Origin of the sequence: Marinobacterium maritimum (assembly GCF_039523155.1) — a bacterium.
Classification (GTDB): domain Bacteria; phylum Pseudomonadota; class Gammaproteobacteria; order Pseudomonadales; family Balneatricaceae; genus Marinobacterium; species Marinobacterium maritimum.
This window is the reverse complement of sequence record NZ_BAAAET010000003.1, coordinates 18,807-42,824: the sequence shown is the minus strand read 5'-3', so window position 1 is coordinate 42,824 and position 24,018 is coordinate 18,807. Positions and strand designations below refer to the sequence as shown.

Below are 24,018 nucleotides of genomic sequence, written 5' to 3'. Positions count from 1 at the left end.
CTCGCTTAGCTGTCAGGGCAAGTCGAGTCGCTGTCGATCCGACTGCGGAATCATTCAAACAGCGCCCCTGATCGGTTAGAATGGGTTCCTTTTTCCAAGCAGCGAGTATCCAAGTACCACGATGGAAATCAATCCGATTCTCAACAGTCTGAAAGAGTTCAGCGAGCGTACCCTGGCGCTGCGCACCTATCTAGATTACGACGGCAAGCGTGAGCGCCTGGAAGAGGTGGAGCGCGAGCTGGAGGACCCCAATGTCTGGAACGATCCGGACAACGCCCAGCAGCTGGGCAAGGAGCGGGCTGGACTGGAGAATGTGGTCAAGACCATCGACGAGCTGGAAAACGGCATCAGCGATGCCCGTGACCTGCTGGACATGGCCGTTGAAGAAGACGACGAGGATACCGTTGTCGAGGTTGAGGCGGACGTGGCGCGCCTGAAAAATATGCTCGAGCAGCTGGAATTCCGCCGCATGTTCTCCGGTGAAGCCGACGCCAATAACGCCTTCCTCGACATCCAGGCGGGCTCCGGTGGTACCGAAGCCCAGGACTGGGCCGATATGATGCTGCGCATGTACCTGCGCTGGGGCGAAAGCAAGGGCTTCAAGACCGAGCTGCTGGAAGTGTCCGCGGGGGAAGTGGCCGGTATCAAGTCCGCCACCATCCGTTTTGAAGGCGAATACGCTTTCGGCTGGCTGCGCACCGAAACCGGTGTGCACCGTCTGGTGCGCAAGTCGCCGTTCGACTCCGGTGGTCGTCGTCACACCTCCTTCTCATCGGTGTTCGTGTCGCCGGAGATCGATGACAACGTGGAGATCGAGATCAACCCGGCCGACCTGCGTGTCGATGTTTACCGCGCCTCCGGCGCCGGTGGTCAGCACGTAAACCGTACCGAATCCGCCGTGCGTATCACCCACGAGCCCTCCGGTATCGTGGTACAGAGCCAGGCGGCGCGTTCCCAGCATCAGAACCGCGACACCTGTATGAAGCAGCTGCGTGCCAAGCTGTACGAAATGGAGATGCTCAAGCGCCGTGAAGCCGCTCAGGAAGTGGAAGACACCAAGGCCGACATCGGCTGGGGCAGCCAGATCCGTTCCTATGTGCTGGATGACCAGCGCATCAAGGATCTGCGTACCAATGTGCAGACTTCCAACTGCGATCGCGTGCTCGACGGCGATCTGGACCAGTTTATCGAAGCCAGCCTCAAGGCCGGCCTGTAAGAATTTGTTTTAAGGTAACCTCGATGTCAGACAACAACGTGCAGCAAAACGTGCAGCAAGATGAAAACCGCCTGATCGCCGAACGCCGCGAGAAACTCGCCGCGCTGCGTCAGGAAGGCAATGCCTTCCCCAATACCTTCCGCCGCGACAGCTATGCCGAAGACCTGCAGCAGGCCCATGGCGACAAGAGCAAGGAAGAGCTGGAAGCAGCCGCTATTCGCGTTTCCGTAGCCGGTCGTGTGATGCTCAACCGTGGTGCCTTCATGGTGCTGCAGGACATGAGCGGTCGTATTCAGCTGTATGTAAACAAGCCGGCGCGCCCCTTTGCCAAGTCCGTTGATCTGGGTGACATCATCGGTGTCAGTGGTGTTCTGCACAAGTCCGGCAAGGGCGACCTCTACGTTGACATGGAAGAGTTCGAAATGTTGACCAAGAGCCTGCGTCCGCTGCCGGACAAGTTCAAGGGGCTGCAGGACATGGAGATGCGCTACCGTCAGCGCTATGTGGATCTGATCATGAACGATCAGTCGCGCAAGGTGTTCGAGATGCGCTCGAAGATCGTCGCCGGTATCCGCAAGTACCTGATCGATCGCCGCTTCATCGAAGCGGAAACACCGATGCTGCACCCGATCCCCGGTGGCGCTACCGCGCGTCCGTTCGAGACGCACCACAACGCCCTGGATCTGCAGATGTATCTGCGTATTGCACCGGAACTGTATCTGAAGCGCCTGGTCGTGGGCGGTTTTGAGCGTGTGTTCGAGATCAACCGCAACTTCCGTAATGAGGGACTCTCCACCCGTCATAACCCGGAATTCACCATGATCGAGTTCTATCAGGCCTATGCCGACTACAACGACCTGATGGATCTGACCGAAGACATGCTGCGCACTGTGGCTCAGGATGTACTGGGCACCACGACTGTGGTTAACACCGTACGCAATGAAGAAGGTGAAGTGCTGGAAACCTTCGAATACGATCTGGGCAAGCCGTTTACCCGTATGAGCGTGTTCGACTCCATCCTGCACTACAACCCGGAGCTTACCGCTGAAGCGCTGGCTGATGAAACCGCCGCGCGCCAGATCGCCCAGCACATGGATATCGACGTCAAGGACGGCTGGGGTCTGGGCAAGGTACAGATCGAGATCTTTGAAAAGACCGTTGAACACCGTCTGCAGCAGCCGACCTTCATCACCGAATACCCGACCGAAGTCAGCCCGCTGGCGCGTCGCAACGATGACAACCCGCACGTCACCGACCGTTTCGAGTTCTTCGTTGCCGGTCGCGAACTGGCCAACGGCTTCTCGGAGTTGAATGACGCTGAAGACCAGGCCGAGCGTTTCATGAAGCAGGTGGAAGAAAAGGATGCCGGCGACGACGAAGCCATGCATTTCGATGCCGACTACATTAATGCATTGGAATACGGCCTGCCGCCGACTGCCGGTGAAGGTATCGGTATCGACCGACTGGTGATGCTGTTCACCGACTCACCGTCGATCCGTGATGTGCTGCTTTTCCCGGCCATGCGCCCGCGTGGCTGATCGCTGAAGCAGCTTAAGTTATCCACAAGGGCCACTGAATGAGTGGCCCTTTTTGTACAGGACGTACGGTATGTCGCGGGGCGGCCCTCCGCGGGAGCAGGGAGACCCACTTCATTCGCTTGGCTCATGAGGCCGGCCCTGCGTAGGAGCAGTATTTTATGCAGAATTTGTCAGGAGAGATGATGGCACTGGATAGCGCGCCCAGCTGGCAGTCCGGGTTGCAGCCCGAATTCGATCAGCCCTACATGCAGTCACTGAAGCAGTTCCTGCGGGCGGAGAAGGCCGCGCACAAAGTGATCTATCCGCATTCGTCCAACTGGTTTCATGCCCTGGAAGCCACCCCGCTGGATCAGGTTAAGGTGGTGATCATTGGCCAGGATCCCTATCACCAGCCGGGCCAGGCGCACGGGCTCTGTTTCTCGGTCAAGCCGGGGGTACGGATTCCGCCTTCACTGGTCAATATATACAAGGAGTTGAAGAGCGACCTGGGGATAGAACCGGTTCAGCACGGTTATCTGGAGCATTGGGCACAGCAGGGTGTGCTGCTGCTCAACGCCGTACTGACGGTCGAGCAGAGCAATGCCAACGCCCATCAGGGCAAGGGCTGGGAACAGTTCACTGACCGTGTCATTCAACTGGTCAACGAGCAGTGCGAGCACGTAGTGTTCATGCTCTGGGGCAGTTATGCACAGAAGAAGGGGGCGCGTATCGACCAGAGTCGACACCTGGTGCTGAAGGCGCCGCATCCCTCACCCCTGTCGGCGCACCGCGGTTTCTTCGGCTGCCGCCATTTCAGCCAGGCCAATCAGTGGCTGCTGGAGCAGGGGAGGGAAGCAATCGACTGGCAGCTGCCGGAGTCGGTGCCGGAACGCTGAAAACCAGTTTCAAGCCCTGTCAGACTCTAAAAAGCCGGCATGTGCCGGCTTTTCTCGTTCCTGGGGCGGGGGGGGCTTAGCGCTTGCGAGGCAGCATCGCCTTGATGTCACGGTTCAGCGGCAGGCTGAAGTCGTGGGAGCCCAGGATGATGTTGTCGCTGGTGCGCACTACACGAACGTTGACGTAGACATTGCTGCCGCCAATGGCGTAGGTGCCCAGCAGTACGGCCTGGGCGTCATGCGCCTGCATCAGGCTGTGCAGCTTGCGGGACAGGATCAACTCGCCGGTGCGTTCCTTGACGAACAGGCTGTCGCGCATCTTCACTTCGATCACCGGCAGGCCCTTGCCGGACAGGGCGCTGGTGAACTGTTCGGACAGGGTGCGGCCGAACGTGGAGGACTGCTGCAGATCGTCAATATCGGCGAAGGTAGCGGCCAGTACCGGAGCGCCAAGTTTCAGGCCCTTGGTGTTGGCGATCAGCTGGCTGGAAGCGCTTTTCACTTCCTGGATCAGATCCACCTCAGCGGCCATTGAGGAGGTCGTTTTCTGGGTGCTGCTGCAACCGCTGGCACCCAGCATGGCAACGGCCATCAGGCCGGCCGTGAGAAACTTCTGGTAAGGCTTCATAACTCTATATCTCCCCTGGTTACCATTCGCTGTTGACGGAAACGTTCTTCAGCTTGGCCCCAGCGCCAGCAGGCGTGTAGTGACCGTTGTCACCCGGGTTGATGTAGTAGATGTTGGAGTTGGAGTAGACCACCTGATCGGCGATAGTGACTTGGGTGGTGATCAACACTTCCTGGTCTGTTTCGCTGGTCCAGCTGCCGCTGAACAGATCGGTGGCAGCCGCGGCCGGGATCAGCGCCAGTGCCGGTTCAGACCACTGGTTGTATGGGATGGTCGCGACGGCAATGCCGGCGGCCAGCGCCGTCATGGCACCTTCAGGAGCGCGAATGTAGCCACGGTCCTTGTGCTCGACAACCTGTACCTTGTAACTCACCTGCGCGGCCTGTGCCGGCGTTGTTTTGACATATGCGCCCTTGGCGACCAGCTGGCTGGTCAGCAGGGTGTCAAATGCGGTGCTGAAAGGCGTCGCCTGCTTCGCCCCCCTGATAAACAGTGGCTGGTTTTTCAGCAGGTCATTCTGGGTCAGCAGTTCGGCCTGATGCTGGGCCAGTACGTCCCAATGATGGGCGGCCTGCATCTTCTGCTGTTCCGAAATGGGGTAGGTAGTTGCAATGGGTGCTTGTGATGTGTGGGTACCAAAGCATCCTGCAAGCAATGTGCTGCCGATGCCCAGGAGGCATACCTTCCGAAGCATGGTGTGTTCCTTCATGTTTGTGAGTCCAGAGCAGAGGATAGCGCAAAATCTGCTCGGAAAATAAGTCCGGTTTTACTACAAGTTGGTGTCGACGACCTCAGCCGCTGTCACTCTGCAGGCACCAGACTAGCAGAGCGAAGCGGGCATTCGCACGACTAAAATCAATAAAAATGCGCTTTGCTCACCGCCCTGTCAGCGCTTGCTTTCAAACAGTCGCGGATCGAGAACATAAGGCAGGCTGCCGAGAACTAAAGCCGGCCCTGTAGCATTTGCCAGATGGATGGTCTGGTGTTCGGCCTGGTCCTTGATGATCACCGCCAGCACCCGGTAACGGTTGTCACCGCAGCGGGCCACGCGGACCAGCTGGCCCACACTCTCCTTGTCGCCACTGGCCAGGTTCATGCCCGGAACCGGCTGCGCTTCAGCCTCGACCTCGGCCTGGTACATGGGGCGCTTGAGCTGACCGCGGTGTTGCAGACGGGTCACGATCTCCTGCCCGGTGTAGCAGCCCTTGGTAAAGCTGACGCCCTCGAATACCTGAAGGTTGGTCATCTGCGGGATGAAGGCCTCACGGGTAGCCGGGAAAAGGTCGGGGATGGCGGCATCGATCGCGGCCAGTTCCCAGGTGTTGCTGTCGGCAAGGCCGGCCGTCTCGCCTGCCAGTTGCATCACCTGCTCCAGCTGATCTGCGGCAAACCAGCACTCGATCAGGTTGTCGCTGTGTCGGGCCAGTGCTGAACCGGGGGTGGTGCTATGAATGCGCTCGGCCAGTGCTCGGGCAGCAGGGCCGGTCAGCCCTATCCCCAGCAGGTTTTCTGCCTGCACGGCTTCGGCCTTGGAGAAGATAATATACTTCTTCAGCAGGGCAAGGGCGTCTGCCGCCATTGAACTGCGTGTGCGCAGCCAGTAACAGGCTTCATCGGCACGGATCACCTGATAAAGGCTGTGCATGTGCCCCTTGATGTTGCAGTGTGCGCCGGGCAGCGAACCACGACGGTCGACCTCGGCCAGATCACACGTGAGCTGTCCCTGCAGGAATTTGCTGGCATCGGGGCCGGAAACGGAGAGAATGCAGGCGTCTGTCAGGGGGATGACCGATGTGGACAAATCATGGGCGGGGGCGTGGCTGATCTGATTGTCGGTCAGCTGAATACCCGGCTGTTGCAGCCATTCGTGCCAGAGTGCGTGCATAAAAGGTTGATCTCCATTGAAAACCAGATGCCAATCAGTCTAAACAATAAACGGGCCTTTATCAGCCCGTCAGATGCAGGGTTTTAGCCCCGGGGATATGGCCCGGGGCGCATGGGGTTAGCTTGCCCGCGCCTGCCCTATGCTGCGGCCCATCACCACGCTGTCGCCTGCGCCCAGTTGTTCGGCCCACTCCATGACCTCGGGGCCGAACAGCAGAATCACGGTAGAACCCAGCTTGAAGCGGCCCATCTCGTCACCGGCAGCCAGTTCAACTGGAGGTTGGCCCGGTGCCGGGTCCAGTACCAGCGGCTGGCGTGGCAGCGGTGCTACCTGGCCGTTCCAGACGGTTTCGATACCGGCCACAATCATGGCGCCAACCAGCACCATCGCCATGGGGCCCAGTTCGGTGTCGAAGATGGCCACCAGGCGTTCGTTACGCGCGAAGAGGTTATCCACACCGGCAGCGGTCACCTGGTTGACCGAGTAAAGGTCACCGGGAATGTAGATGCTCTCACGCAGGGTGCCGCTGATCGGCATGTGCACCCGGTGGTAGTCGCGCGGCGACAGGTAGATGGTGGCAAAGCTGCCGTTGATGAACGGCTGTGCCCGCTCAAGATCGCCACCCAGCAGGGTGCTGAGCGCGTAGCTGTGCCCCTTGGCCTGGAAGATTCGGCCATGCTCGATCGGTCCCAGCTGGCTGATGGCACCATCGGCCGGTGACAGAATGGCTCCTTCGCTGTTGTCCAGTGGGCGCGCATCCGGTTTCAGCGCACGGGTGAAGAAGGCGTTGAAGTGTTCGTAGGCTTCAGGGTTGGGTTCCAGCGCCTGGCTCATGTCGACCTGGTAGCGCTTGCGGAACCAGTTGATGAACAGGTTTTTCACCCAGGGCATACGGCATTCCGCCAGGCAGCCGACGAGGCGGGACAACAGATGCTGGGGCAACAGGTGTTGCAGCAGGATAAACAGGGAATCTTTCAACGTGTGGGTACCTATTTCAATCGGGTATCAGTCGGTTTCGACCGGCAGGTCGGGACGGTTGCCCCACTCGAACCAGGAGCCGTCGTAACAGGCCAGTTGGGCGATGCCCAGCCACTTGCCCACCAGATAGGTCAGGCCTGAACGGCGGTGTGTCTGACAGTGAGTGACGACTCGTTTGTGCGTGTCGATACCCTGTTCGAGCAGCAGTGCTGCGAGTTGTTCCCGGGATTTCAGCCAGGGGATGTCGCCGGGTTGCAGCAGGTCGGTCCATTCCAGGTGGCGAGCCCCCGGGATATGGCCGCCCTGTTGCGCATTGACGACTTTAGTGCCGCTGTATTCATCGGCAGAGCGAGCATCCCAGATGCAAACGTCGTTACGCTCCAGGCCTGCGAGGATCTGCTCGGCCGTCATGCGCAGAGCGGGAACATCTTCGATAGTAGCCCTGGTCGTAGCCGGTGTGTTGGGGTGCTGCTCCAGCGGCAGACCAGCCGCTTTCCAGCCGGCCAGCTGGCCATCCAGGAAGCTGGCCGCTTCGTGACCGATGCAATTCAGGGTCCAGATCAGACGCCCGGCCCAGGGCCCCATTTGATCATCGTATGCGACCACCTGAGTCTCCGGTGTCAGGCCCAGTTCGGATACCAGCTCGCTCAGTTGCTCAGGGGTCGGGATCAGGTTGGGGACCGGACCTTCGCCGCGCAGCAGGCGCTTGGGATCGACATGGACCGCACCGGGAATATGGCCTGCCTGATAATGTTCGGCGCTGGACAGGTCGAGGATCAGCAAACCGGGAGTCTGCAGCTGGTTGGCGAGCTCCTCGGGGGAGATGACCAGAGGTAGAGACGACATGGTGATATCCGATACTTGTTCTGTGGTCAGGGGATCATAGCGAAGCCGGGGCTATCCGCAAAGCGGTCACTGCAGCCGTCGCAAGGCTTGAGTGGCGGCTGCACAGAGCTGGCGGAACTGATCGAACTGGAATTGTGACAACCGAGAGCGATCGGGCAGGTCATCGGCATAGATCAGTGCGATCGGGTTGTCTCGCTGGAACACAGACATCAGCAGATAGTCGCCACCCTCCAGTCCGGTAGTGAAGGTTTCCGGGAGCATGGCGCCCAGTTTGTTCCGGTTGTGTCCATCCAGCCAGATGCCGGCCGGTTTCTCGCTCAGCCGTCTGAACAGGCTGGGGACCTCCAGACTCAGCTTGATCTTTTTGAGTGGGTGCCCGGCAGGCAGGCCAAGGCTGTGCGCCGATTGCACTTGCTGTTGGGGGCGGTTGACCAACAGCAGCGCCAGTCGTTGCAGCCCCAGCCCCTGGTGCAGTCCCTGCAGCAGGACCTGCAGGACCTGGGTCGGTTTGCTGAATTCATACTGGGGGTCGGTGAGCCGCGCCAGCGACTGTTCATAGCGGCTACTGTCTTGATACTGCAGGACCGGCTCGATCTCGGGCTGTGCTTGCAGAGTATCGGCGACTGTGGGAGCAGGTGTTTCAGGCGCTTGCAGCGGTGGGTAGTTGTTCTCGGACAGGCGCTTGAGTTCCTTGCCGGCGATCAGGCCAGTCAGTGGTTCCGGGCTGGTGCTGGGCAGCATGATCAGTTCGGCGGCCGGACTCAGTGTGCCGGCAACGTGATAGCAGCGGGCGGCTTCGGCACAGTGCTGGTGCAGCAGGGCCACCAGGCGATCCGGGGTCTGCCTCAGGTAGTCGGCGAGAATGTCGAACAGGTGCAGGGCCTTGTCGCTGTGCCAGCCGCGCGTGGTGGTCAGCGCCAGCCAGTTGCCCAGCTTGACCGGGAAAAAGCGCTGCTGGGTGAGTTGATTGACATTGCGCCGCTCCAGCTGACCCAGTGAGGGGTCCTGAACCGCTCGCCGGTGCAGCAGGTTCAGGTCGTTGCGATTGGGGGAAGTGGCATGGTTCAGCGCTTCCCTTGTCAGCTCCGGCAGGTCCCAGCGTTGCGCCAGCTCGGCGCCCAGTGCCTGCAGGGTGCAGCCAAAAATATCCTGCTCGGCCAAAGCAACGTCGACGCCCTGAAGCAGTACCCGTTCCTGATAGTGCTGCTTGTGAAGGGGCGCGTAGAGCCAGGCCAGCCAGTGGATGAAACCGTAGAGCAGGGAGGCCAGTCGGACCTCCTCGACGAACGGAAGGCCGCGCTGACGGCAGAGTTCAGCACTCTGAAACGAGGCGTGCAGGCTGTCGGCGATGGCGCGGAAATACATTTTCTGCTGCATGCTGGCCGGGTTGACCTTGAGGCTGGTCAGTTGCTCCGCCAGTTGCTTGAACCGCTCCAGACCAATGCAGCTGACCGCGTGCTGAAGGCTGGTGACCGAGGTGTGCTTGCCCTGATGCAGCTGCTGCGCCATTCGGGTGACATGCAGACTGAGAACCGGGTCGGAACTGACCAGTCGGGTCAATTGCTGCAACGTACTGCGCTCATTGGCCAGCAAACGACGAAAACGGACCAGAATGCTGGCGCGAACAGGCAGGGCCTTGGGCTCGAGATAATCGGCCCAGGCTTCAAGACCGTAAAGATGGGGCGTCGGCTGGCTCTGTGTCATCGGTCAGCGGCTGTCCTGCATCGAGTTCAGGATCTGTTGATAACTGTTGAAACGCTGTTCACTGATACGGCCGTCCTCCAGCGCTTCCAGGAAGGCGCACCCCGGCTCCAGTTCATGGCGGCAATCGCGGAAGCGGCAGTGTCCGCGCAGGGCGGCCAGTTCGCGGAAACCGTCCAGAACCTGCTCTTCGGTCATGTGCCAGAGGGCGAACTCGCGAATCCCCGGGGAATCGATCAGGTCGCCGCCATCAGGGAAATGGAACAGGCGCGCGGTGGTCGTGGTGTGACGTCCCTTGCGGCTCTGCTCGGACAGGGTGCCGGTCTTGATATCCGTGCCGGGCAGCAGGCTGTTGACCAGTGAGGACTTGCCGACGCCGGACTGGCCGACGAACACGCTGATATGATCGGCCAGCATGGCCTTGAGCTCGTCCAGACCATGGCTGGTCTCGGTCGAAGCCAGCAGCGTGCGGTAGCCCAGTTGACGGTACTGCTCCAGCAGCGGCTCCAGGCGCTGGCGATTCTCGTCGTTGAGCAGGTCAGCCTTGTTGAGCAGCAGTACCGGTTCGATGCCACTGGCTTCGGCAGCGACCAGGTAACGGTCGATCAGGTTGGCGTGGGCGTAGGGCTCGACGGCAATAACAATCACGATGTAATCGATATTGGCCGCTACCGGTTTGAGTTCGCCGTGGTTGTTCGGGCGCAGCAGCTCGCTGTGGCGGTCCAGCGCTGCGACGACCACGCCGCTGTCGGCGGAACGACGCCATATCACCCGGTCGCCGGTCACCAGCTGTCCCAGATGGGTACGCATATGGCAGCGCTGGATATCACCCTTGTGTTCGCCTTCAAGGACTTCCACATCAACCTGGCGGCCAAAGTGGGAGATGATCAGGCCCTGCTGTTCGGGGCCGAGGTCGCCCCCTTCCAGCTGCTCCTCGATCAGGCTGTCACGTTTGTTGGCGCGGGCTGCGCGTTCTTCCTGAATCTTGTTGATGCGCCAGGCCTGGCGCCGGTTGACTTTGCGTTTTCCCATACCGGCCGGTATCACTCGCTCACTGCTACTGTCATTGACGTGCTAAGGTATTCGAATCCGAGTTAAATTGACAGTTTTGCCAGGGGAGAAAAGGTGCATGGCACTCAAGGATAACCTGATCTGGATCGATCTGGAGATGACCGGGCTGAATCCGGACACCGATCGTATCATCGAGATGGCCGCGATCGTGACCGATCCGGATCTGAACCTCATCGCCGAAGGGCCGGTGATTGCGGTGCATCAGCCGGATACGGTGCTCTCCCGCATGGATGAGTGGTGTACCCGTACCCATGGCCAGTCCGGGCTGACCGACCGGGTGCGCAGCAGCACCATCAGCGAAGCGGAGGCGGAGCAGACTCTGCTGGCCTTCCTGCGGGAGCATAGCGAACAGGGCGCATCACCGATGTGCGGTAACAGCATCGGTCAGGACCGCCGCTTCCTGTGGCGCTACATGCCCGAGCTGGAGGCGTTCTTCCACTATCGCAACCTGGATGTCAGCACCATCAAAGAACTGGCCAAGCGCTGGAAGCCGGCGGCGCTGGAAGGATTCAAGAAGGAGGCCAATCACCTGGCGCTGGACGATATCCGCGAATCGATCGAAGAGCTGCGTCACTATCGCCGCCATTTCTTCCGCCTGTAGCGGGATGTTGAAAATCTATCTGCGTTGCCGAGTACAGCGTTAAAAGCAGGCTCAAAATGCTCATTTAGGTCCACTAAACTCCGCTTTTTGAGCCTGTTTTTTCCCGGGCGGCGATCCGCTTGTCTCGGCTATCTCGATTACGCTTTTCAACACCCCGCTGATCCTGTTATTCAGGCAGGCGCCGGGCGCCGGGATGGTCAAGGATCGGCAGAGGGGAAGGTCCTTCACCTGCGCTTAATCGTGCCAGCGCCCAGTCAATATGCTCCTGCACCAGCTCGCTGCTCGTTGCTCGGCGGGCGCGCAGGGCGGCCAGCACCTGCTCGCCTCCCCGGCTGTTGCCCAGCGCCACCGCCAGATTGCGTTGCCAGCCTTCATAACCGGTGCGACGGATGGCCGAGCCTTCGGTGCGCTTGAGGAAGCTGGCTTCGTCCCACTCAAAGAGATCCAACAGTTCAACCTGATCCAGATTGTGGCGCGGCTGAAAATCCGGCTCGTCGCTGCGTTTGGCGAAGCGGTTCCAGGGGCAGATCAGCTGGCAGTCATCACAGCCGAAAATACGATTGCCCATCAGCGGTCGCAGCTCCAGTGGAATGCTGCCGCGATATTCGATGGTCAGATAGGAAATGCAGCGGCGGGCATCGAGCACGCCTGGCTGTGGAAAGGCTTGTGTGGGACAGATATCGATACAGGCGGAGCAGCGGCCGCAGTGGGACTCGGTTTCCGGCGGATCGATCGGTAGCGGCAGGTCGATAAACAGCTCGCCGAGCAAAAACCAGGAGCCTGCCTGGCGGTTGAGCAGCAGGGTGTGCTTGCCGATCCAGCCCAGCCCTGCATTGCGTGCCAGCGGTCGCTCCAGAACCGGGGCACTGTCGACGAAGGGGCGGAAGCGTACCTCAACCGCTTCAACCTGGTTGTCGAGCCATTGCCCCAGCTGCTTCAGCCGCTTGCGCATCAGTTTGTGGTAATCGCGCCCCAGCGTGTAGCGGGCCACGTATGCCTTGTCCGGGTCGCGCAGAATGCCGGTAATCGGCGTCTCGGCGGGCAGGTAATCCATCCTCAGCATGATGATGCGGCGCGTGCCAGGCACCAACAGCGTCGGATCCAGCCGCTTGTCGACGTTTTGATTCAGGTAGTCCATGCTGCCCTGATAGCCCTGGTCCAGCCAGTGCTGCAGCTCTGCGGCCTCCTGGTGGGTGTCAGGCAGGGTGATGGCACAGTCGGCAAACCCCAATGCCTGTGCCTGCCGCTTGAGGGCCTGGGCAAGTCGATCGAGCTGTTCTGTGCTGAGCTGTGACATAGCGGGAACCGGGTGTGTCCTGGTCAGTCCATCCTCTATAATGAACTGATAAGAAAGGAGAAAGCCATCATGAGCAGAGCAGAGCTGCCGGGAGCATTATACACGGCTGAACAGAGTCGCGCCCTGGACCGTACCGCCATCGAACAGTTTGGCATTCCCGGATTCCGGTTGATGCAGCGCGCGGGGCATGCCGCCTTCGTCGAGCTGATGGCGCACTGGCCCTCGGCTCGCCGGCTGACGGTGGCCTGTGGTGGTGGCAATAACGGTGGCGATGGCCTGATTATCGCGGGACTGGCCAAACAGCAGGGTATTGACGTGCAGGTGCTGGTGGTCAGCGACGACTTCGAAAGTCGCCTGTCTGGCGAAGCTCTCGCGGCGTGGCAATGGGCGCAGGCGGTCGGCGTAGAACTGCAGCGCTGGCAGCCGGGCGTGGAGCTGCAGGGCGAGGTGCTGGTTGATGCGCTGCTGGGCACGGGTTTGACCGGCCCTGTGCGGGGGGATGCGGCGGATCTGATCCGGCAGTTCAACCGCTCGCACCGCCCGGTGTTGGCGGTGGATATCCCTTCGGGGCTGTGCAGCGATACCGGCCGCGTGCTGGGCGTGGCCGTCCGCGCCGAGCTGACGGTTACCTTTATAGCCCTCAAGCAGGGGCTGTTGACCCATGAGGGGGTCGATTACTGTGGTCAGGTGATGTTTGACAGCCTGATGTTACCGGACGAGGTCTATGAAGAGGTTTCGCTGAGCGCCTTTCGTACCGATAGCGATGATCTGGCCAAGCTGTTGCCACCACGCAGGCGCTCATCGCACAAGGGATTGTTCGGCCACGTGATGGTGATCGGTGGCGATCACGGTATGGGGGGCGCCGCACTGATGGCGGCAGAGGCGGCGGCACGCAGTGGTGCTGGCCTGGTGTCGCTTGCAACCCGTCCCGAACATGTGACAGCGGCCCTGACGCGTGCGCCGGAAGTGATGGTGGCTGGAGTAAATTCGGGACAGGATATTCAGCCGCTGCTGGAACGCCCCGATGTGCTGGTTGTCGGTCCGGGGCTTGGACAGAGCGCCTGGGCGGACCAGCTGTTGCAGCAGGCACTGAACTCGGGCCTGCCGCTGGTGCTGGATGCCGATGCGCTCAACTTGTTGCAGCGTCGGCAGCATAATGGCCTGGGCGCACATGACTGGGTGCTGACACCACACCCGGGCGAGGCGGCGCGGCTGCTGGGCCGTGAAACCAGCGACGTGCAGCAGGATCGTTTCGGGGCAGTACGTGAACTGCAGGCGCGCTTTGGCGGCACCGTTGTGCTCAAGGGCGCGGGCAGTCTCAGTTTTGATGGTGATGCCATGCACCTGTGTAACGCCGGCAACCCGGGCATGGCCTGCGGTGGCATGGGGGATGTGCTCTCCGGTATCATTGGCGCCTTGCGGGCGCAACGTTTGAGTGCGGTAGATGCGGCCAGGGCGGGGGTATATGCCCATGCACGTGCAGCTGACCTCTGTGCCGCCGATCAGGGTGAACGAGGCCTGCTGGCTACCGATCTGATCGCCCGGGTGCGCCGAGTTCTCAGTGGTATTGAATGAAGGAAGACAGCTCAATGAAATGCTACCTCCCCGATGAGCAGGCGATGGCCGAATTTGGCGGCCAGCTGGCACAGGCGATTGATGCCGGCGGTGTGGTTTTTCTGCTTGGTGATCTGGGGATGGGCAAAACCACCTTGAGCCGAGGTGTGTTGCGCGGCTGTGGCCATACCGGTTCGGTCAAGAGTCCGACCTATACCCTGGTTGAGCCCTATGACACCCCAGCAGGGGCGGTGTATCACTTTGATCTATATCGCCTCTCTGACCCCGAGGAGCTGGAATACCTCGGCATCCGCGATTACTTCAGCGATGATGCTCTCTGTCTGGTGGAGTGGCCGGAGAAGGGCGCAGGCATACTGCCGCAGCCGGATCTGGAGATCCGCCTGTCCCTGTCGGGGCCGGGGCGGGAGCTGGAGCTGACGGCAAAAACTCAAAAAGGGCAACGGATGGTCGATATACTCAATAAGACAAGCAACCAGACGTGAATGTGCTGATGAAGAGACTCGGGCAACTGCTAACCCTTGTGCTGTTCTGTCTGACGGCAACCCTGCTGCAGGCGGCCGAGGAGGTGCGTAACGTGCGTGCCTGGCTGGCGCCGGATAACACCCGCCTGGTGTTTGATCTGTCAGGGCCGGTGGAACACAAGCTGTTTACCCTGTCGAACCCCGACCGGGTTGTGATCGATATCGATAAGGTGAGTCTCAAGGCTTCACTGGACAAGCTTGGGCTGGAAAAAAGCCCGGTTGAAACCATTCGGCACAGTCAGCGTGGTGATGGCCTCAGGATCGTGTTGGACCTGAAGGACGGCGTGCGTCCGAAGAGCTTCGATCTCAAGCCCAACGACCAGTATGGCCACCGCCTGGTGGTTGACCTGGAGATGCGCGAGCAGGCGGTGGTGACCAAAACCGTGGTGCCTGTGCCGGGACAAAGTGGCAAGCGCGACATCGTGGTGATGATCGATGCTGGTCATGGTGGTGAGGACCCGGGCGCCATAGGGCCGGGTGGCGTGCGTGAGAAAGACGTAGTGCTGGCGATCGCCAAAAAACTCAAGGCCATGATCGATTCACGCCAGGGCTATCGCGCCGTGCTGACTCGTACCGGTGACTACTACATCAGTTTACGTGGGCGCACCGGCAAGGCGCGCAAAAGTAATGCCGATCTCTTTGTGTCCATTCATGCGGATGCCTTCAAGGATGCGCGTGCCCGAGGGGCGTCTGTTTGGGTGCTTTCCGGGCGTGGTGCCAGCTCCGAGATGGGCCGCTGGTTGGCAAAACGGGAAAACAGCGCTGACTTGATCGGTGGCGTCGGCAGTCTGAGTCTGGATGATAAGGATGATGTGTTGGCCAGTGTGCTGCTGGACATGTCGATGAATGCCAGCCGCAAGGACAGCCACCAGATCGCCTCGCGTATTCACGGCAACATGGATCGCTTCGCCCGCATGCACAAGAAACATGTGGAGCAGGCTGGCTTCGTGGTGCTCAAGTCACCGGATATCCCGTCGATTCTGGTCGAGACCGGTTTTATCTCCAACCCGGGTGAAGCGCGCAAGTTGCGTACCGCCAGCTATCAGAAGCAGATGGCAGAGGCGATCTATCGGGGCATCGTCGATCATTTCTGGGAAAAGCCTCCGGCGGCGACCTATATCGCTTGGCAGAAGCAGTCCGGCAAGGCACCGGTCGGTGGTGAACGGATGTACAAGGTGGTATCCGGTGATACTCTGTCCGTGATTGCACAACGCAACGGGGTTTCCCTGCAGCAGTTGCGCAGCGCCAACAAGCTCAGTAGTGATCGTATTCGTGTCGGTCAGGTACTGCGCATCCCCGCTGGTTAAACCTCAGGTTTTTATGTCACGAATTCATCTTTTATCGCCGCAGCTGGCCAACCAGATTGCGGCTGGCGAGGTTGTCGAGCGACCCGCCTCGGTGGTCAAGGAGCTGCTGGAAAACAGCCTCGACTCAGGTGCTGACCGTATCGAGCTGGATACCGAGCAGGGGGGTGTCAAACTGATCCGCCTGCGTGACAACGGCCGTGGCATCGATAAGGCCGATCTGCCGCTGGCGCTGAGTCGTCACGCCACCTCGAAGATCACCGCGCTGGAAGATCTTGAAGCGGTGGGCAGTCTGGGGTTTCGAGGTGAGGCGCTGGCCAGTATCAGCTCCGTTTCACGTCTGACACTGACCTCCCGTCCGGGCGAACAGGACAATGCCTGGGCGGTCTCGGCACAGGGGCGTGATATGGCCGCTGACGTGGTGCCGGCGGCTCATCCGGCGGGTACCACGGTGGAAGTAAGGGATCTGTTCTTCAATACCCCGGCCCGACGCAAGTTTCTCAAGACCGAAAAGACCGAGTTTCGCCATCTGGAAGAGGTGGTCAAGCGACTGGCGTTGAGCTGTTACGATGTCGGTTTCAACTTGCGTCATAACGGTAAAATGATTCATCAGCTGCGCCCGGCGAGCAGTGAGCAGGCGCGAGAGCAGCGCCTTGCCCAGCTGCTGGGCAAGGGCTTCGTCAGCGAGTCGGTGGCGCTGGATGTGGTGGCCGAAGCTTCGGGGCTGCGCCTGTGGGGCTGGATGGGGTTGCCGACCTTCTCTCGTGCTCAGGCCGATCAGCAGTATTTCTTCGTTAACGGCCGGGTTATCCGCGACAAGGTGGTCACTCATGCGGTGCGCCAGGCCTATCAGGATGTGCTCTTTCACGGCCGCCATCCGGCCTACGTGCTTTATCTGGAGCTGGATCCGGCGCTGGTCGATGTCAACGTGCACCCGACCAAGCATGAGGTGCGCTTCCGCGAGAGTCGGCTGGTGCATGACTTTGTCTTCCGTACCCTCTACCGGGTGATCGCTGATCTGCGGCCGCAGGATGTGGCGCCGGTACAGGGTGCGCCCGAGCTGCCGATGCAGTCGGAACTGGCACAGCCCGAGCCGAGTTATCCACAGGCGGATGCGTCATCTCGTCCGGTAGCGGACCTGTCCGCGTTGCGCCAGCGTCCCATGGGGCTGGGCTTCGGCAACAGCGGTGGCGCGCGTCAGGTGCAGGAACAGATGCAGGGCTATGCGGCCCTGCATCAACCGGCGGGTGTGACCCCGCCTCAGATGGCTGGTGTCCAGTCCCACACCGATGGGCAGCAGGAAGTACCGCCGCTGGGCTATGCGCTGGCGCAGCTGCACGGTATCTATATTCTGGCGCAGAACGCCGAGGGTATGGTGCTGGTGGACATGCACGCCGCCCATGAGCGTATCGTCTATGAGCGGATGAAAGTCGCTTTCGAACAGGATCGTGTCCGCAGCCAGCCGCTGCTGGTGCCGGTTAATCTGGCGGTCAGTGCGCGCGAGGGTGATCTTGCCGAGGAGTGCCCGGAGGAGTTTCACCGGCTGGGCTTCCGGTTGGAGCGGATGGCGGAAGAATCACTGGTGATTCGCGAAGTGCCGGTGGCGCTGGCCAAGACCAACGTGGAACAGCTGGTGCGTGATGTGCTGGGTGACATGCTGCAGTACGGCACCAGTGACCGAATTCAGGCACACTTGAACGAGCTGCTGGCTACCATGGCCTGTCACGGCGCTGTGCGTGCCAATCGCCAGTTGACGGTGCCCGAGATGAACGGCCTGCTGCGCGACATGGAACAGACCGAACGCAGTGGCCAGTGCAACCATGGACGTCCAACCTGGACGCAGCTGTCACTGGCGCAGCTGGACAAACTTTTTTTACGGGGACAGTGATGCAGCCTGCGGCGAACAACAAGCCCAAAGTGATTTTCGTGATGGGACCGACCGCGTCCGGCAAGACCGACCTGGCGATGCGCCTGTGCGATCACCTGCCCTGTGAGCTGATCAGCGTTGACTCGGCGATGATCTACCGTGGCATGGATATCGGCACGGCCAAGCCGACGCCGGATGAGCTGGCGGCCTATCCACACCGTCTGGTCGATATTCTGGATCCGACAGAAGCCTATTCCGCAGCTCAGTTTCGCGCCGATGCGCTGGTGCAAATTGCTGAAATCCAGCAGGGTGGGCGTATCCCCGTGCTGGTGGGCGGCACCATGCTTTATTTCAATGCCCTGCAGCAAGGGCTGGCTCAGTTGCCGGAAGCTGACCCGGAGCTGCGTGCTCGCATCGAAGCGGAGGCCGCCGAAAAGGGCTGGCCGGCGATCCATGCGCGCCTGGCCGAGCTGGACCCCGAAGGCGCAGAGCGCCTCAGGCCCACTGATGCCCAGCGGCTGCAGCGCGCACTGGAGGTGGTGCAACTGACCGGCAAGCCGATCAGTCAGCACTGGCGTGAACAGGCGGACGCGGATCTGCCATTCGATATCATTCCCATCGCGCTGGCGCCAGCTGAGCGGTCACTGCTGCATGAACGGATCGAGCAGCGTTTCGACATCATGCTCAGATCCGGCTTCGAGGAGGAGGTGCGTGGACTCTGGGAACGCGGTGATCTGCATGCGGGGATGCCGTCGATTCGGTGTGTCGGCTATCGCCAGATGTGGTCCTGGTTCAGCGATGAATATGACCGGGACACCATGCGGCACAAGGGGATTGTCGCTACGCGGCAACTGGCCAAGCGTCAATTGACCTGGCTACGCGGCTGGCAAGGGGTTCACTGGCTGGAAACAGGGACGTCGAATTTAGTTTCCGATGCCTTGAAACTGTCAGACCCTGCCGTTATATAATGAATTCGGGTATGATCGCGCGCAAACTCTGTTCATGCAGCGGTATGATGCCGAGTCAGCTTAATCCGAATACACAACTACACTATAAATTGATTTCCATTCTGGAAGGAGTTTGCAATGTCAAAAGGGCAATCACTACAAGACCCTTATCTTAATGTTCTGCGCAAGGAACGTGTTCCTGTGTCGATCTTCCTGGTCAACGGTATCAAACTTCAGGGGCAGATCGAATCCTTTGATCAGTTTGTCATTCTGTTGAAAAACACTGTCAGCCAGATGGTGTACAAGCACGCAATTTCTACAGTAGTGCCTGCCCGTCCGGTCAAGCTGCCTGTGGCCGACGACAAGCCTGCTGAATGAGGTATTAATTGTTTTTCGAACGTCCCGAGTCAGGCGAGCGCGCGATCCTCGTCCATATAGACCTGGCCAGTGAGGCCGATCGCGAGAATCCACGAGAACTAGAAGAGTTGGCGCTGTCGGCGGGAGCCGACCCGGTCGAATTTCTGACCGGTACCCGTGCCGACCCCAGTCCCAAGTTCTTTTTGGGCAAGGGCAAGGTTGAAGAGTTGGCTGAGCTGGTGCGTGAGCATGAAGCTGAGTTGGTGATTTTCAACCATGCACTGAGCCCGGCGCAGGAGCGTAACCTGGAGCGCGAACTGCAATGTCGCGTGCTGGATCGCACCGGCCTGATTCTGGACATCTTCGCCCAGCGAGCCCGCACCCACGAGGGTAAACTGCAGGTGGAGCTGGCTCAGCTCGAGCATATGTCGACTCGACTGGTGCGTGGCTGGACCCACCTTGAGCGTCAAAAAGGTGGTATTGGCCTGCGTGGTCCCGGTGAAACACAGCTGGAAACCGACCGTCGACTGCTGCGTGCCCGCATCAAATCCATTCTCAAGCGGCTGGAAAAGGTTCGCAAGCAGCGAGACCAGGGGCGTCGTGCGCGCAAGCGCGCCGAAGTGCCGACGGTGTCGCTGGTGGGCTATACCAACGCCGGCAAATCCACACTGTTCAATCGCCTGACCACCGCTGACGTTTATGCGGCGGACCAGTTGTTCGCGACCCTGGACCCGACGTTGCGCAAGATCGAGTTGGCGGATGTGGGTTCGGCGATCCTGGCGGATACCGTAGGTTTTATTCGTCATCTGCCGCACAAGCTGGTTGAGGCCTTTCGTGCTACGCTGCAGGAAACCACCGAGGCCAGTCTGTTGCTGCACGTGATCGATTGCTACGATGAGGAGCGACTGGGTCATATCGAGCAGGTTGAATTGGTGCTGGAAGAGATCGGTGCCGGTGAAGTGCCCGTACTTCAGGTATACAACAAGATCGATCGCATCGAGGGTGCCGAGCCCCGGGTGGACCGGGATGAAAATGGTGTGCCTTGGCGAGTCTGGGTCTCAGCGGTCAGCGGTGAAGGTGTCGAGCTACTGCTTGATGTGATCAGTGAGCGTCTCGGCGAGGAGATGTTCCACGATCAACTGAAGCTGGCGCCGAGCGAGGGTAATCTGCGTGCCCAGCTGTATGCTCAGGGGGCGGTGGTGCGTGAAGAGGTTGATGAGCAGGGTGAGATGATGCTGGAAGTGCGTCTGCAGATGAAGGATTTCAGGCGTATTTTGAGTCGTCTGGGGATTCGGCAGGATCAATACATCCGCCCGGAACAATATCTGCCTGAAGTGGTCGATTAGGCAGCGCGGTTAAGGCAATAATTGCGAATAATCAAAACAGTTAATCAAGCGGTTTATAACGGAGAGCACTATGGCCTGGAATGAGCCTGGCGGGAATGGCAATAACCATGACCCCTGGAGTGGCGGTGGCGATAACCGCGGCAAGCGTGGCGGTGGTAATGATCAGGGGCCGCCTGATCTCGATGAAGCGATGCGCAAACTGCAGGATCGTCTCGGTGGTATCTTTGGGGGCGGCAAGAAGCGCGGAGGCTTTGGTGGCGGCGACGGTCGCGGCAAGGGCAGCAGCAGCGGCTTCTTCGTTGTGCTGGTCGTGCTGGCAGCGTTGTTCTGGGCTGGCATGGGCTTTTATACCGTGGATCAGCAGGAGCGTGGCATCGTGCTGCGCCTGGGCAAGTACCATGACACCGTGCAGCCGGGTCTGCAGTGGAATCCGCCTTTGGTTGACGACGTCGTCAAGGTCAATACGACCCGTATTCGTACCTATGACCACCGTTCGCTGATGCTGACCGCTGACGAAAACATTGTCGATGTAGACATGACCGTGCAGTATGTGGTGTCCGACCCGATGCAGTTTGCGCTCAAGGTGCGTGATCCGGGTGATAGCCTGGCGCAGTCTTCCGAGTCGGCGCTGCGTCATGTGGTGGGTACTTCCGAGATGCACAGCATTCTGACCGAGGGGCGTGACACTCTTGCCCTGCAGGTGCAGGCACGGCTGCAGCGTTATATGGAGAACTACACCACGGGTCTGAGCATTTCCAAGGTCAACATCAAGAACGCTCAGGCGCCACGCCAGGTGCAGGATGCGTTCGATGACGTAATCAAGGCGCGTGAGGATGAGCAGCGGGCCAAGAACGAAGCCGAGACGTATGCCAACGGTGTCGTGCCGGAAGCTCGTGGTCGTGCGCAGCGCTTGACTGAGGAGGCCAGTGCCTACCGTGAAGAGGTAGTGGCGAAGGCGACCGGTGAGGCGAGTCGCTTCAAGGCGCTGTTGACCGAATACCAGAAGGCGCCTGACGTGACACGTGAACGCCTCTATATCGATACCCTGCAGGAAGTACTGGCCAACACCGGCAAGGTGATGGTTGATGTCGAGGGTAGCAATAACATGATGTACCTGCCGCTGGATCGTCTGGCTGAAAAGCAGCCGGCGCGTGATTCCTCTGGTCGAGCTGTTCGTCTCGACGAAAACACCATGCGCCAGATCACCGACCAGGTGCTGGAAGAAACGCGTCAGCGTACACAGACCACTTCTTCCGGCCTGAGGGAGGGACGCTAATGAAGCCTACATCCATGTTTGGTCTGATTGCGCTGCTGCTGGTAGTGATGATCGGTTCCAAGTCGGTCTATATCGTCAAGGAGACGGAGCGGGCGATCAAGTTGCGCTTCGGTGAGGTGGTTGAAGCCGATATCAAGCCGGGTCTGCATTTCAAGATTCCGTTTGTTAACACCGTGCGCAAGTTCGAAGGCCGGATCATGTCGCTGGATGCACGTCCTCAGGCGTTCCTGACTCTGGAGAAGAAGCGTCTGATCGTTGACTCCTTCATCAAGTGGCGCATCGATAATGTCGAGAAGTACTACACTGCGACTTCGGGTGATGAGTTCCGCGCGGCTGACCTGCTGTCGACCCGTGTCGAAACCAGCCTGCGTAACCAGTTTGGTGAGCGTACGCTGACTGAGGTGGTGTCCGGTGCTCGTGAAGAGGTGATGGGCGATGTCATTCGTGCCCTGAGTGATCTGGCTCAGTCTGAGCTGGGTGTCGAGGTGATCGATGTGCGCGTCAAGCGTATAGACCTGCCGCAGGAAGTCTCCTCATCTGTATACGAGCGTATGCGCACCGAGCGTCTGCGACTGGCACGTGAGCTGCGCGCTCGTGGTAAGGAATTGGCGGAAGGTATTCGTGCCGACGCGGATCGCCAGCGTACGGTTATCCTGGCGGATGCTTTCCGTGAGGCAGAGACTGTGCGTGGTGAGGGTGATGCTCAGGCGGCCGCCATTTATGCCGAAGCCTTCCAGCGTGATCCGGAGTTTTACGCCTTCTATCGCAGCCTGAATGCGTACCGGGAGTCCTTCTCTGGAGGCGGTGACATGTTCGTGCTGGATCCGAAGAGCGAATTCTTCCGCTATCTCAATAGCGCAACCGGTACCTCTGTTACCCAATAGTGCAACGAAAACCGGGTGCCTTTGGCGCCCGGTTTCATGATATAGTTAAGCAACCGGGTCTGTGCCCGGTTTTTTTGTGATTCAGACCACCTGATGACAGCGGAGTAACGCATGGCCTTGGCAGATCGCTGGTTGCTGCCCGACGGAATAATGGAGCTGCTGCCGCCGCAGGCGCGGCAGGTTGAACTGATGCGCCGTAAGGTGCTCGACCTCTACCATCGCTGGGGGTACGAGCTGGTAATGCCGCCGATCGCGGAGCATCTGGAGTCCCTGCTGACCGGTGTCGGCCACGACCTCGATCTCAATACGTTCAAGGTCACCGACCGCATGAGCGGCCATACCCTGGGGGTGCGTGCCGACATGACACCTCAGGTGGCGCGTATCGATGCCCACCGTTTGCGTACCGAAGGTGCCAGCCGTCTGTGCTACTGCGGTTCGGTATTGCACAGTCATGCCGAAAATATGCTGGCCTCTCGTAACCCGCTGCAATTGGGTGCCGAGCTTTATGGTCATGCCGGTCCGGACAGTGATGTAGAAGTCATCTCGCTGATGCTGGCGACTCTGGATGAGGTGGGCCTGAAAACGCCGGTCAGCCTGGATCTGGGGCATGTCGGTGTGTTCAGTCGTCTGATGCAGATGGCAGGCCTGAGCGGCCAGCAGCAGGCTGACTATCAGGATATGCTGCAGCGCAAGGCGCTGCCGGAAATTGGTCGCTTTGTCTCCGAGCTTGATCTGGCAGAGCCTCTGTCTGGCTGGCTGCAGGAACTGCCACGTCTTAATGGTGGTGCGGCTATACTGGACAGAGCACGTCGGCTGTTTGCGGCGGATGCGGAGCTGATGAAGGCTGTGGATTACCTGGCGGATCTGGCGGTGCGTATTACGGCGCGCTTCCCGTCGGCGAATACCTATTTCGATCTCAGTGAGCTGCGCGGCTACCACTATCACACCGGTATTGTGTTTGCCGCCTACACCCCGAGCTTTGGTCAGGCGCTGGCCAAGGGTGGTCGCTATGACAATATCGGGCGTGATTTCGGGCGTGCGCGTCCGGCGACTGGCTTCAGTGCAGATCTCAAGACTTTGATGGACCTGTCCGGCCAGCTGGCTGAGCAGGCGGAAGGCGTGATTCTGGCACCTGCGGGAGAGGCTGAAGACCTGCAATCCGCGATTGCCAAGCTGCGTCAGGCTGGAAAGCGCGTGGTTCAGCGGCTGGAAGGCGAAACGGATTGTGACAACCGCTACTCTCAGCAGTTGAAGGCTGAGGGCGGTGAATGGGTTTTGGTCGATCTTTGATCGCAACTTTTTGAT

The 24,018-nt window shown here is 59.9% G+C and carries 22 protein-coding genes; 14 read left to right on the top strand and 8 right to left on the bottom strand.

What is annotated here, in order from left to right; genetic code table 11:
- Nucleotides 1–121 precede the first annotated feature (121 nt).
- The 3 genes from prfB to ung all read left to right on the top strand — a co-directional run bounded on the left by prfB (nt 122) and on the right by ung (nt 3,629).
- On the top strand, nt 122–1,216 hold the full coding sequence (prfB, locus tag ABD013_RS11160) for a peptide chain release factor 2 (protein WP_343805883.1): 1,095 nt from the start codon (nt 122–124) through the stop codon (nt 1,214–1,216).
- A 23-nt stretch (nt 1,217–1,239) separates the two neighbouring features.
- Nucleotides 1,240–2,754 (top strand): lysine--tRNA ligase, encoded by a 1,515-nt coding sequence (lysS, locus tag ABD013_RS11155; protein WP_343805881.1) that lies wholly within the window; start codon nt 1,240–1,242, stop codon nt 2,752–2,754.
- 182 nt (nt 2,755–2,936) lie between these two features.
- Nucleotides 2,937–3,629 carry a uracil-DNA glycosylase gene (gene ung / locus ABD013_RS11150; protein WP_343807400.1) on the top strand — a complete coding sequence of 231 codons (693 nt, stop codon included), beginning with the start codon at nt 2,937–2,939 and terminating at the stop codon, nt 3,627–3,629.
- 76 nt (nt 3,630–3,705) lie between these two features.
- Here ung and ABD013_RS11145 read toward each other — a convergent pair whose 3' ends face one another.
- The 7 genes from ABD013_RS11145 to rsgA form a co-directional block, all read right to left on the bottom strand.
- A complete protein-coding gene (locus ABD013_RS11145; RefSeq protein WP_343805879.1) occupies nt 3,706–4,257 on the bottom strand; it encodes a FlgO family outer membrane protein in 552 nt (183 codons plus the stop codon).
- A gap of 19 nt (nt 4,258–4,276) precedes the next feature.
- Nucleotides 4,277–4,951 (bottom strand): hypothetical protein, encoded by a 675-nt coding sequence (locus ABD013_RS11140; protein ID WP_343805877.1) that lies wholly within the window; start codon nt 4,949–4,951, stop codon nt 4,277–4,279.
- Between the two features lie 192 nt (nt 4,952–5,143).
- A complete protein-coding gene (gene ygfZ / locus ABD013_RS11135; RefSeq protein WP_343805875.1) occupies nt 5,144–6,142 on the bottom strand; it encodes a CAF17-like 4Fe-4S cluster assembly/insertion protein YgfZ in 999 nt (332 codons plus the stop codon).
- A 117-nt stretch (nt 6,143–6,259) separates the two neighbouring features.
- Nucleotides 6,260–7,120: an archaetidylserine decarboxylase gene (gene asd, locus ABD013_RS11130; RefSeq protein WP_343805873.1), complete on the bottom strand. Its 861-nt coding sequence runs from the start codon at nt 7,118–7,120 to the stop codon at nt 6,260–6,262.
- A 27-nt stretch (nt 7,121–7,147) separates the two neighbouring features.
- Nucleotides 7,148–7,966 carry a sulfurtransferase gene (locus tag ABD013_RS11125; protein ID WP_343805871.1) on the bottom strand — a complete coding sequence of 273 codons (819 nt, stop codon included), beginning with the start codon at nt 7,964–7,966 and terminating at the stop codon, nt 7,148–7,150.
- Between the two features lie 66 nt (nt 7,967–8,032).
- Nucleotides 8,033–9,670, bottom strand: coding sequence for an HDOD domain-containing protein (locus tag ABD013_RS11120; protein ID WP_343805869.1), 1,638 nt, complete (start codon nt 9,668–9,670; stop codon nt 8,033–8,035).
- Nucleotides 9,671–9,673: 3 nt separating this feature from the next.
- A complete protein-coding gene (gene rsgA, locus ABD013_RS11115; protein WP_343805867.1) occupies nt 9,674–10,699 on the bottom strand; it encodes a small ribosomal subunit biogenesis GTPase RsgA in 1,026 nt (341 codons plus the stop codon).
- Between the two features lie 97 nt (nt 10,700–10,796).
- On the opposite strand from rsgA, the gene orn reads away from it, so the two are divergent.
- Nucleotides 10,797–11,339: an oligoribonuclease gene (orn, locus tag ABD013_RS11110; protein WP_343805866.1), complete on the top strand. Its 543-nt coding sequence runs from the start codon at nt 10,797–10,799 to the stop codon at nt 11,337–11,339.
- A 166-nt stretch (nt 11,340–11,505) separates the two neighbouring features.
- On the opposite strand, the gene queG is transcribed toward orn, so the two are convergent.
- The gene (gene queG / locus ABD013_RS11105; protein ID WP_343805864.1) at nt 11,506–12,636 is read right to left on the bottom strand and encodes a tRNA epoxyqueuosine(34) reductase QueG; all 1,131 of its coding nucleotides are present in this window, start codon (nt 12,634–12,636) and stop codon (nt 11,506–11,508) included.
- A 69-nt stretch (nt 12,637–12,705) separates the two neighbouring features.
- On the opposite strand from queG, the gene ABD013_RS11100 reads away from it, so the two are divergent.
- The 10 genes from ABD013_RS11100 (at nt 12,706) to ABD013_RS11055 (ending at nt 24,003) form a co-directional block, all read left to right on the top strand.
- The gene (locus ABD013_RS11100; protein WP_343805862.1) at nt 12,706–14,211 is read left to right on the top strand and encodes an NAD(P)H-hydrate dehydratase; all 1,506 of its coding nucleotides are present in this window, start codon (nt 12,706–12,708) and stop codon (nt 14,209–14,211) included.
- A gap of 14 nt (nt 14,212–14,225) precedes the next feature.
- Nucleotides 14,226–14,693 carry a tRNA (adenosine(37)-N6)-threonylcarbamoyltransferase complex ATPase subunit type 1 TsaE gene (gene tsaE / locus ABD013_RS11095; RefSeq protein ID WP_343805860.1) on the top strand — a complete coding sequence of 156 codons (468 nt, stop codon included), beginning with the start codon at nt 14,226–14,228 and terminating at the stop codon, nt 14,691–14,693.
- An 8-nt stretch (nt 14,694–14,701) separates the two neighbouring features.
- A complete protein-coding gene (locus ABD013_RS11090) occupies nt 14,702–16,039 on the top strand; it encodes an N-acetylmuramoyl-L-alanine amidase (RefSeq protein ID WP_343805858.1) in 1,338 nt (445 codons plus the stop codon).
- 13 nt (nt 16,040–16,052) lie between these two features.
- Nucleotides 16,053–17,924, top strand: coding sequence for a DNA mismatch repair endonuclease MutL (mutL, locus tag ABD013_RS11085; protein WP_343805856.1), 1,872 nt, complete (start codon nt 16,053–16,055; stop codon nt 17,922–17,924).
- Nucleotides 17,924–18,871 carry a tRNA (adenosine(37)-N6)-dimethylallyltransferase MiaA gene (gene miaA, locus ABD013_RS11080; protein WP_343805854.1) on the top strand — a complete coding sequence of 316 codons (948 nt, stop codon included), beginning with the start codon at nt 17,924–17,926 and terminating at the stop codon, nt 18,869–18,871. Before mutL ends, miaA begins: the two co-directional genes overlap by 1 nt.
- 117 nt (nt 18,872–18,988) lie before the next feature.
- A complete protein-coding gene (gene hfq, locus ABD013_RS11075) occupies nt 18,989–19,228 on the top strand; it encodes an RNA chaperone Hfq (protein WP_209286407.1) in 240 nt (79 codons plus the stop codon).
- A gap of 8 nt (nt 19,229–19,236) precedes the next feature.
- Complete coding sequence (gene hflX, locus ABD013_RS11070; protein ID WP_343805850.1) at nt 19,237–20,553, top strand: ribosome rescue GTPase HflX; 1,317 nt, start codon at nt 19,237–19,239, stop codon at nt 20,551–20,553.
- 70 nt (nt 20,554–20,623) lie between these two features.
- The gene (hflK, locus tag ABD013_RS11065; protein WP_343805848.1) at nt 20,624–21,829 is read left to right on the top strand and encodes an FtsH protease activity modulator HflK; all 1,206 of its coding nucleotides are present in this window, start codon (nt 20,624–20,626) and stop codon (nt 21,827–21,829) included.
- Entirely contained in the window at nt 21,829–22,713 is an 885-nt protein-coding gene (gene hflC / locus ABD013_RS11060; protein WP_343805846.1) for a protease modulator HflC, read from the top strand. Before hflK ends, hflC begins: the two co-directional genes overlap by 1 nt.
- Nucleotides 22,714–22,824: 111 nt before the next feature.
- The gene (locus tag ABD013_RS11055; protein WP_343805844.1) at nt 22,825–24,003 is read left to right on the top strand and encodes an ATP phosphoribosyltransferase regulatory subunit; all 1,179 of its coding nucleotides are present in this window, start codon (nt 22,825–22,827) and stop codon (nt 24,001–24,003) included.
- The last annotated feature ends 15 nt before the right edge of the window (nt 24,004–24,018 follow it).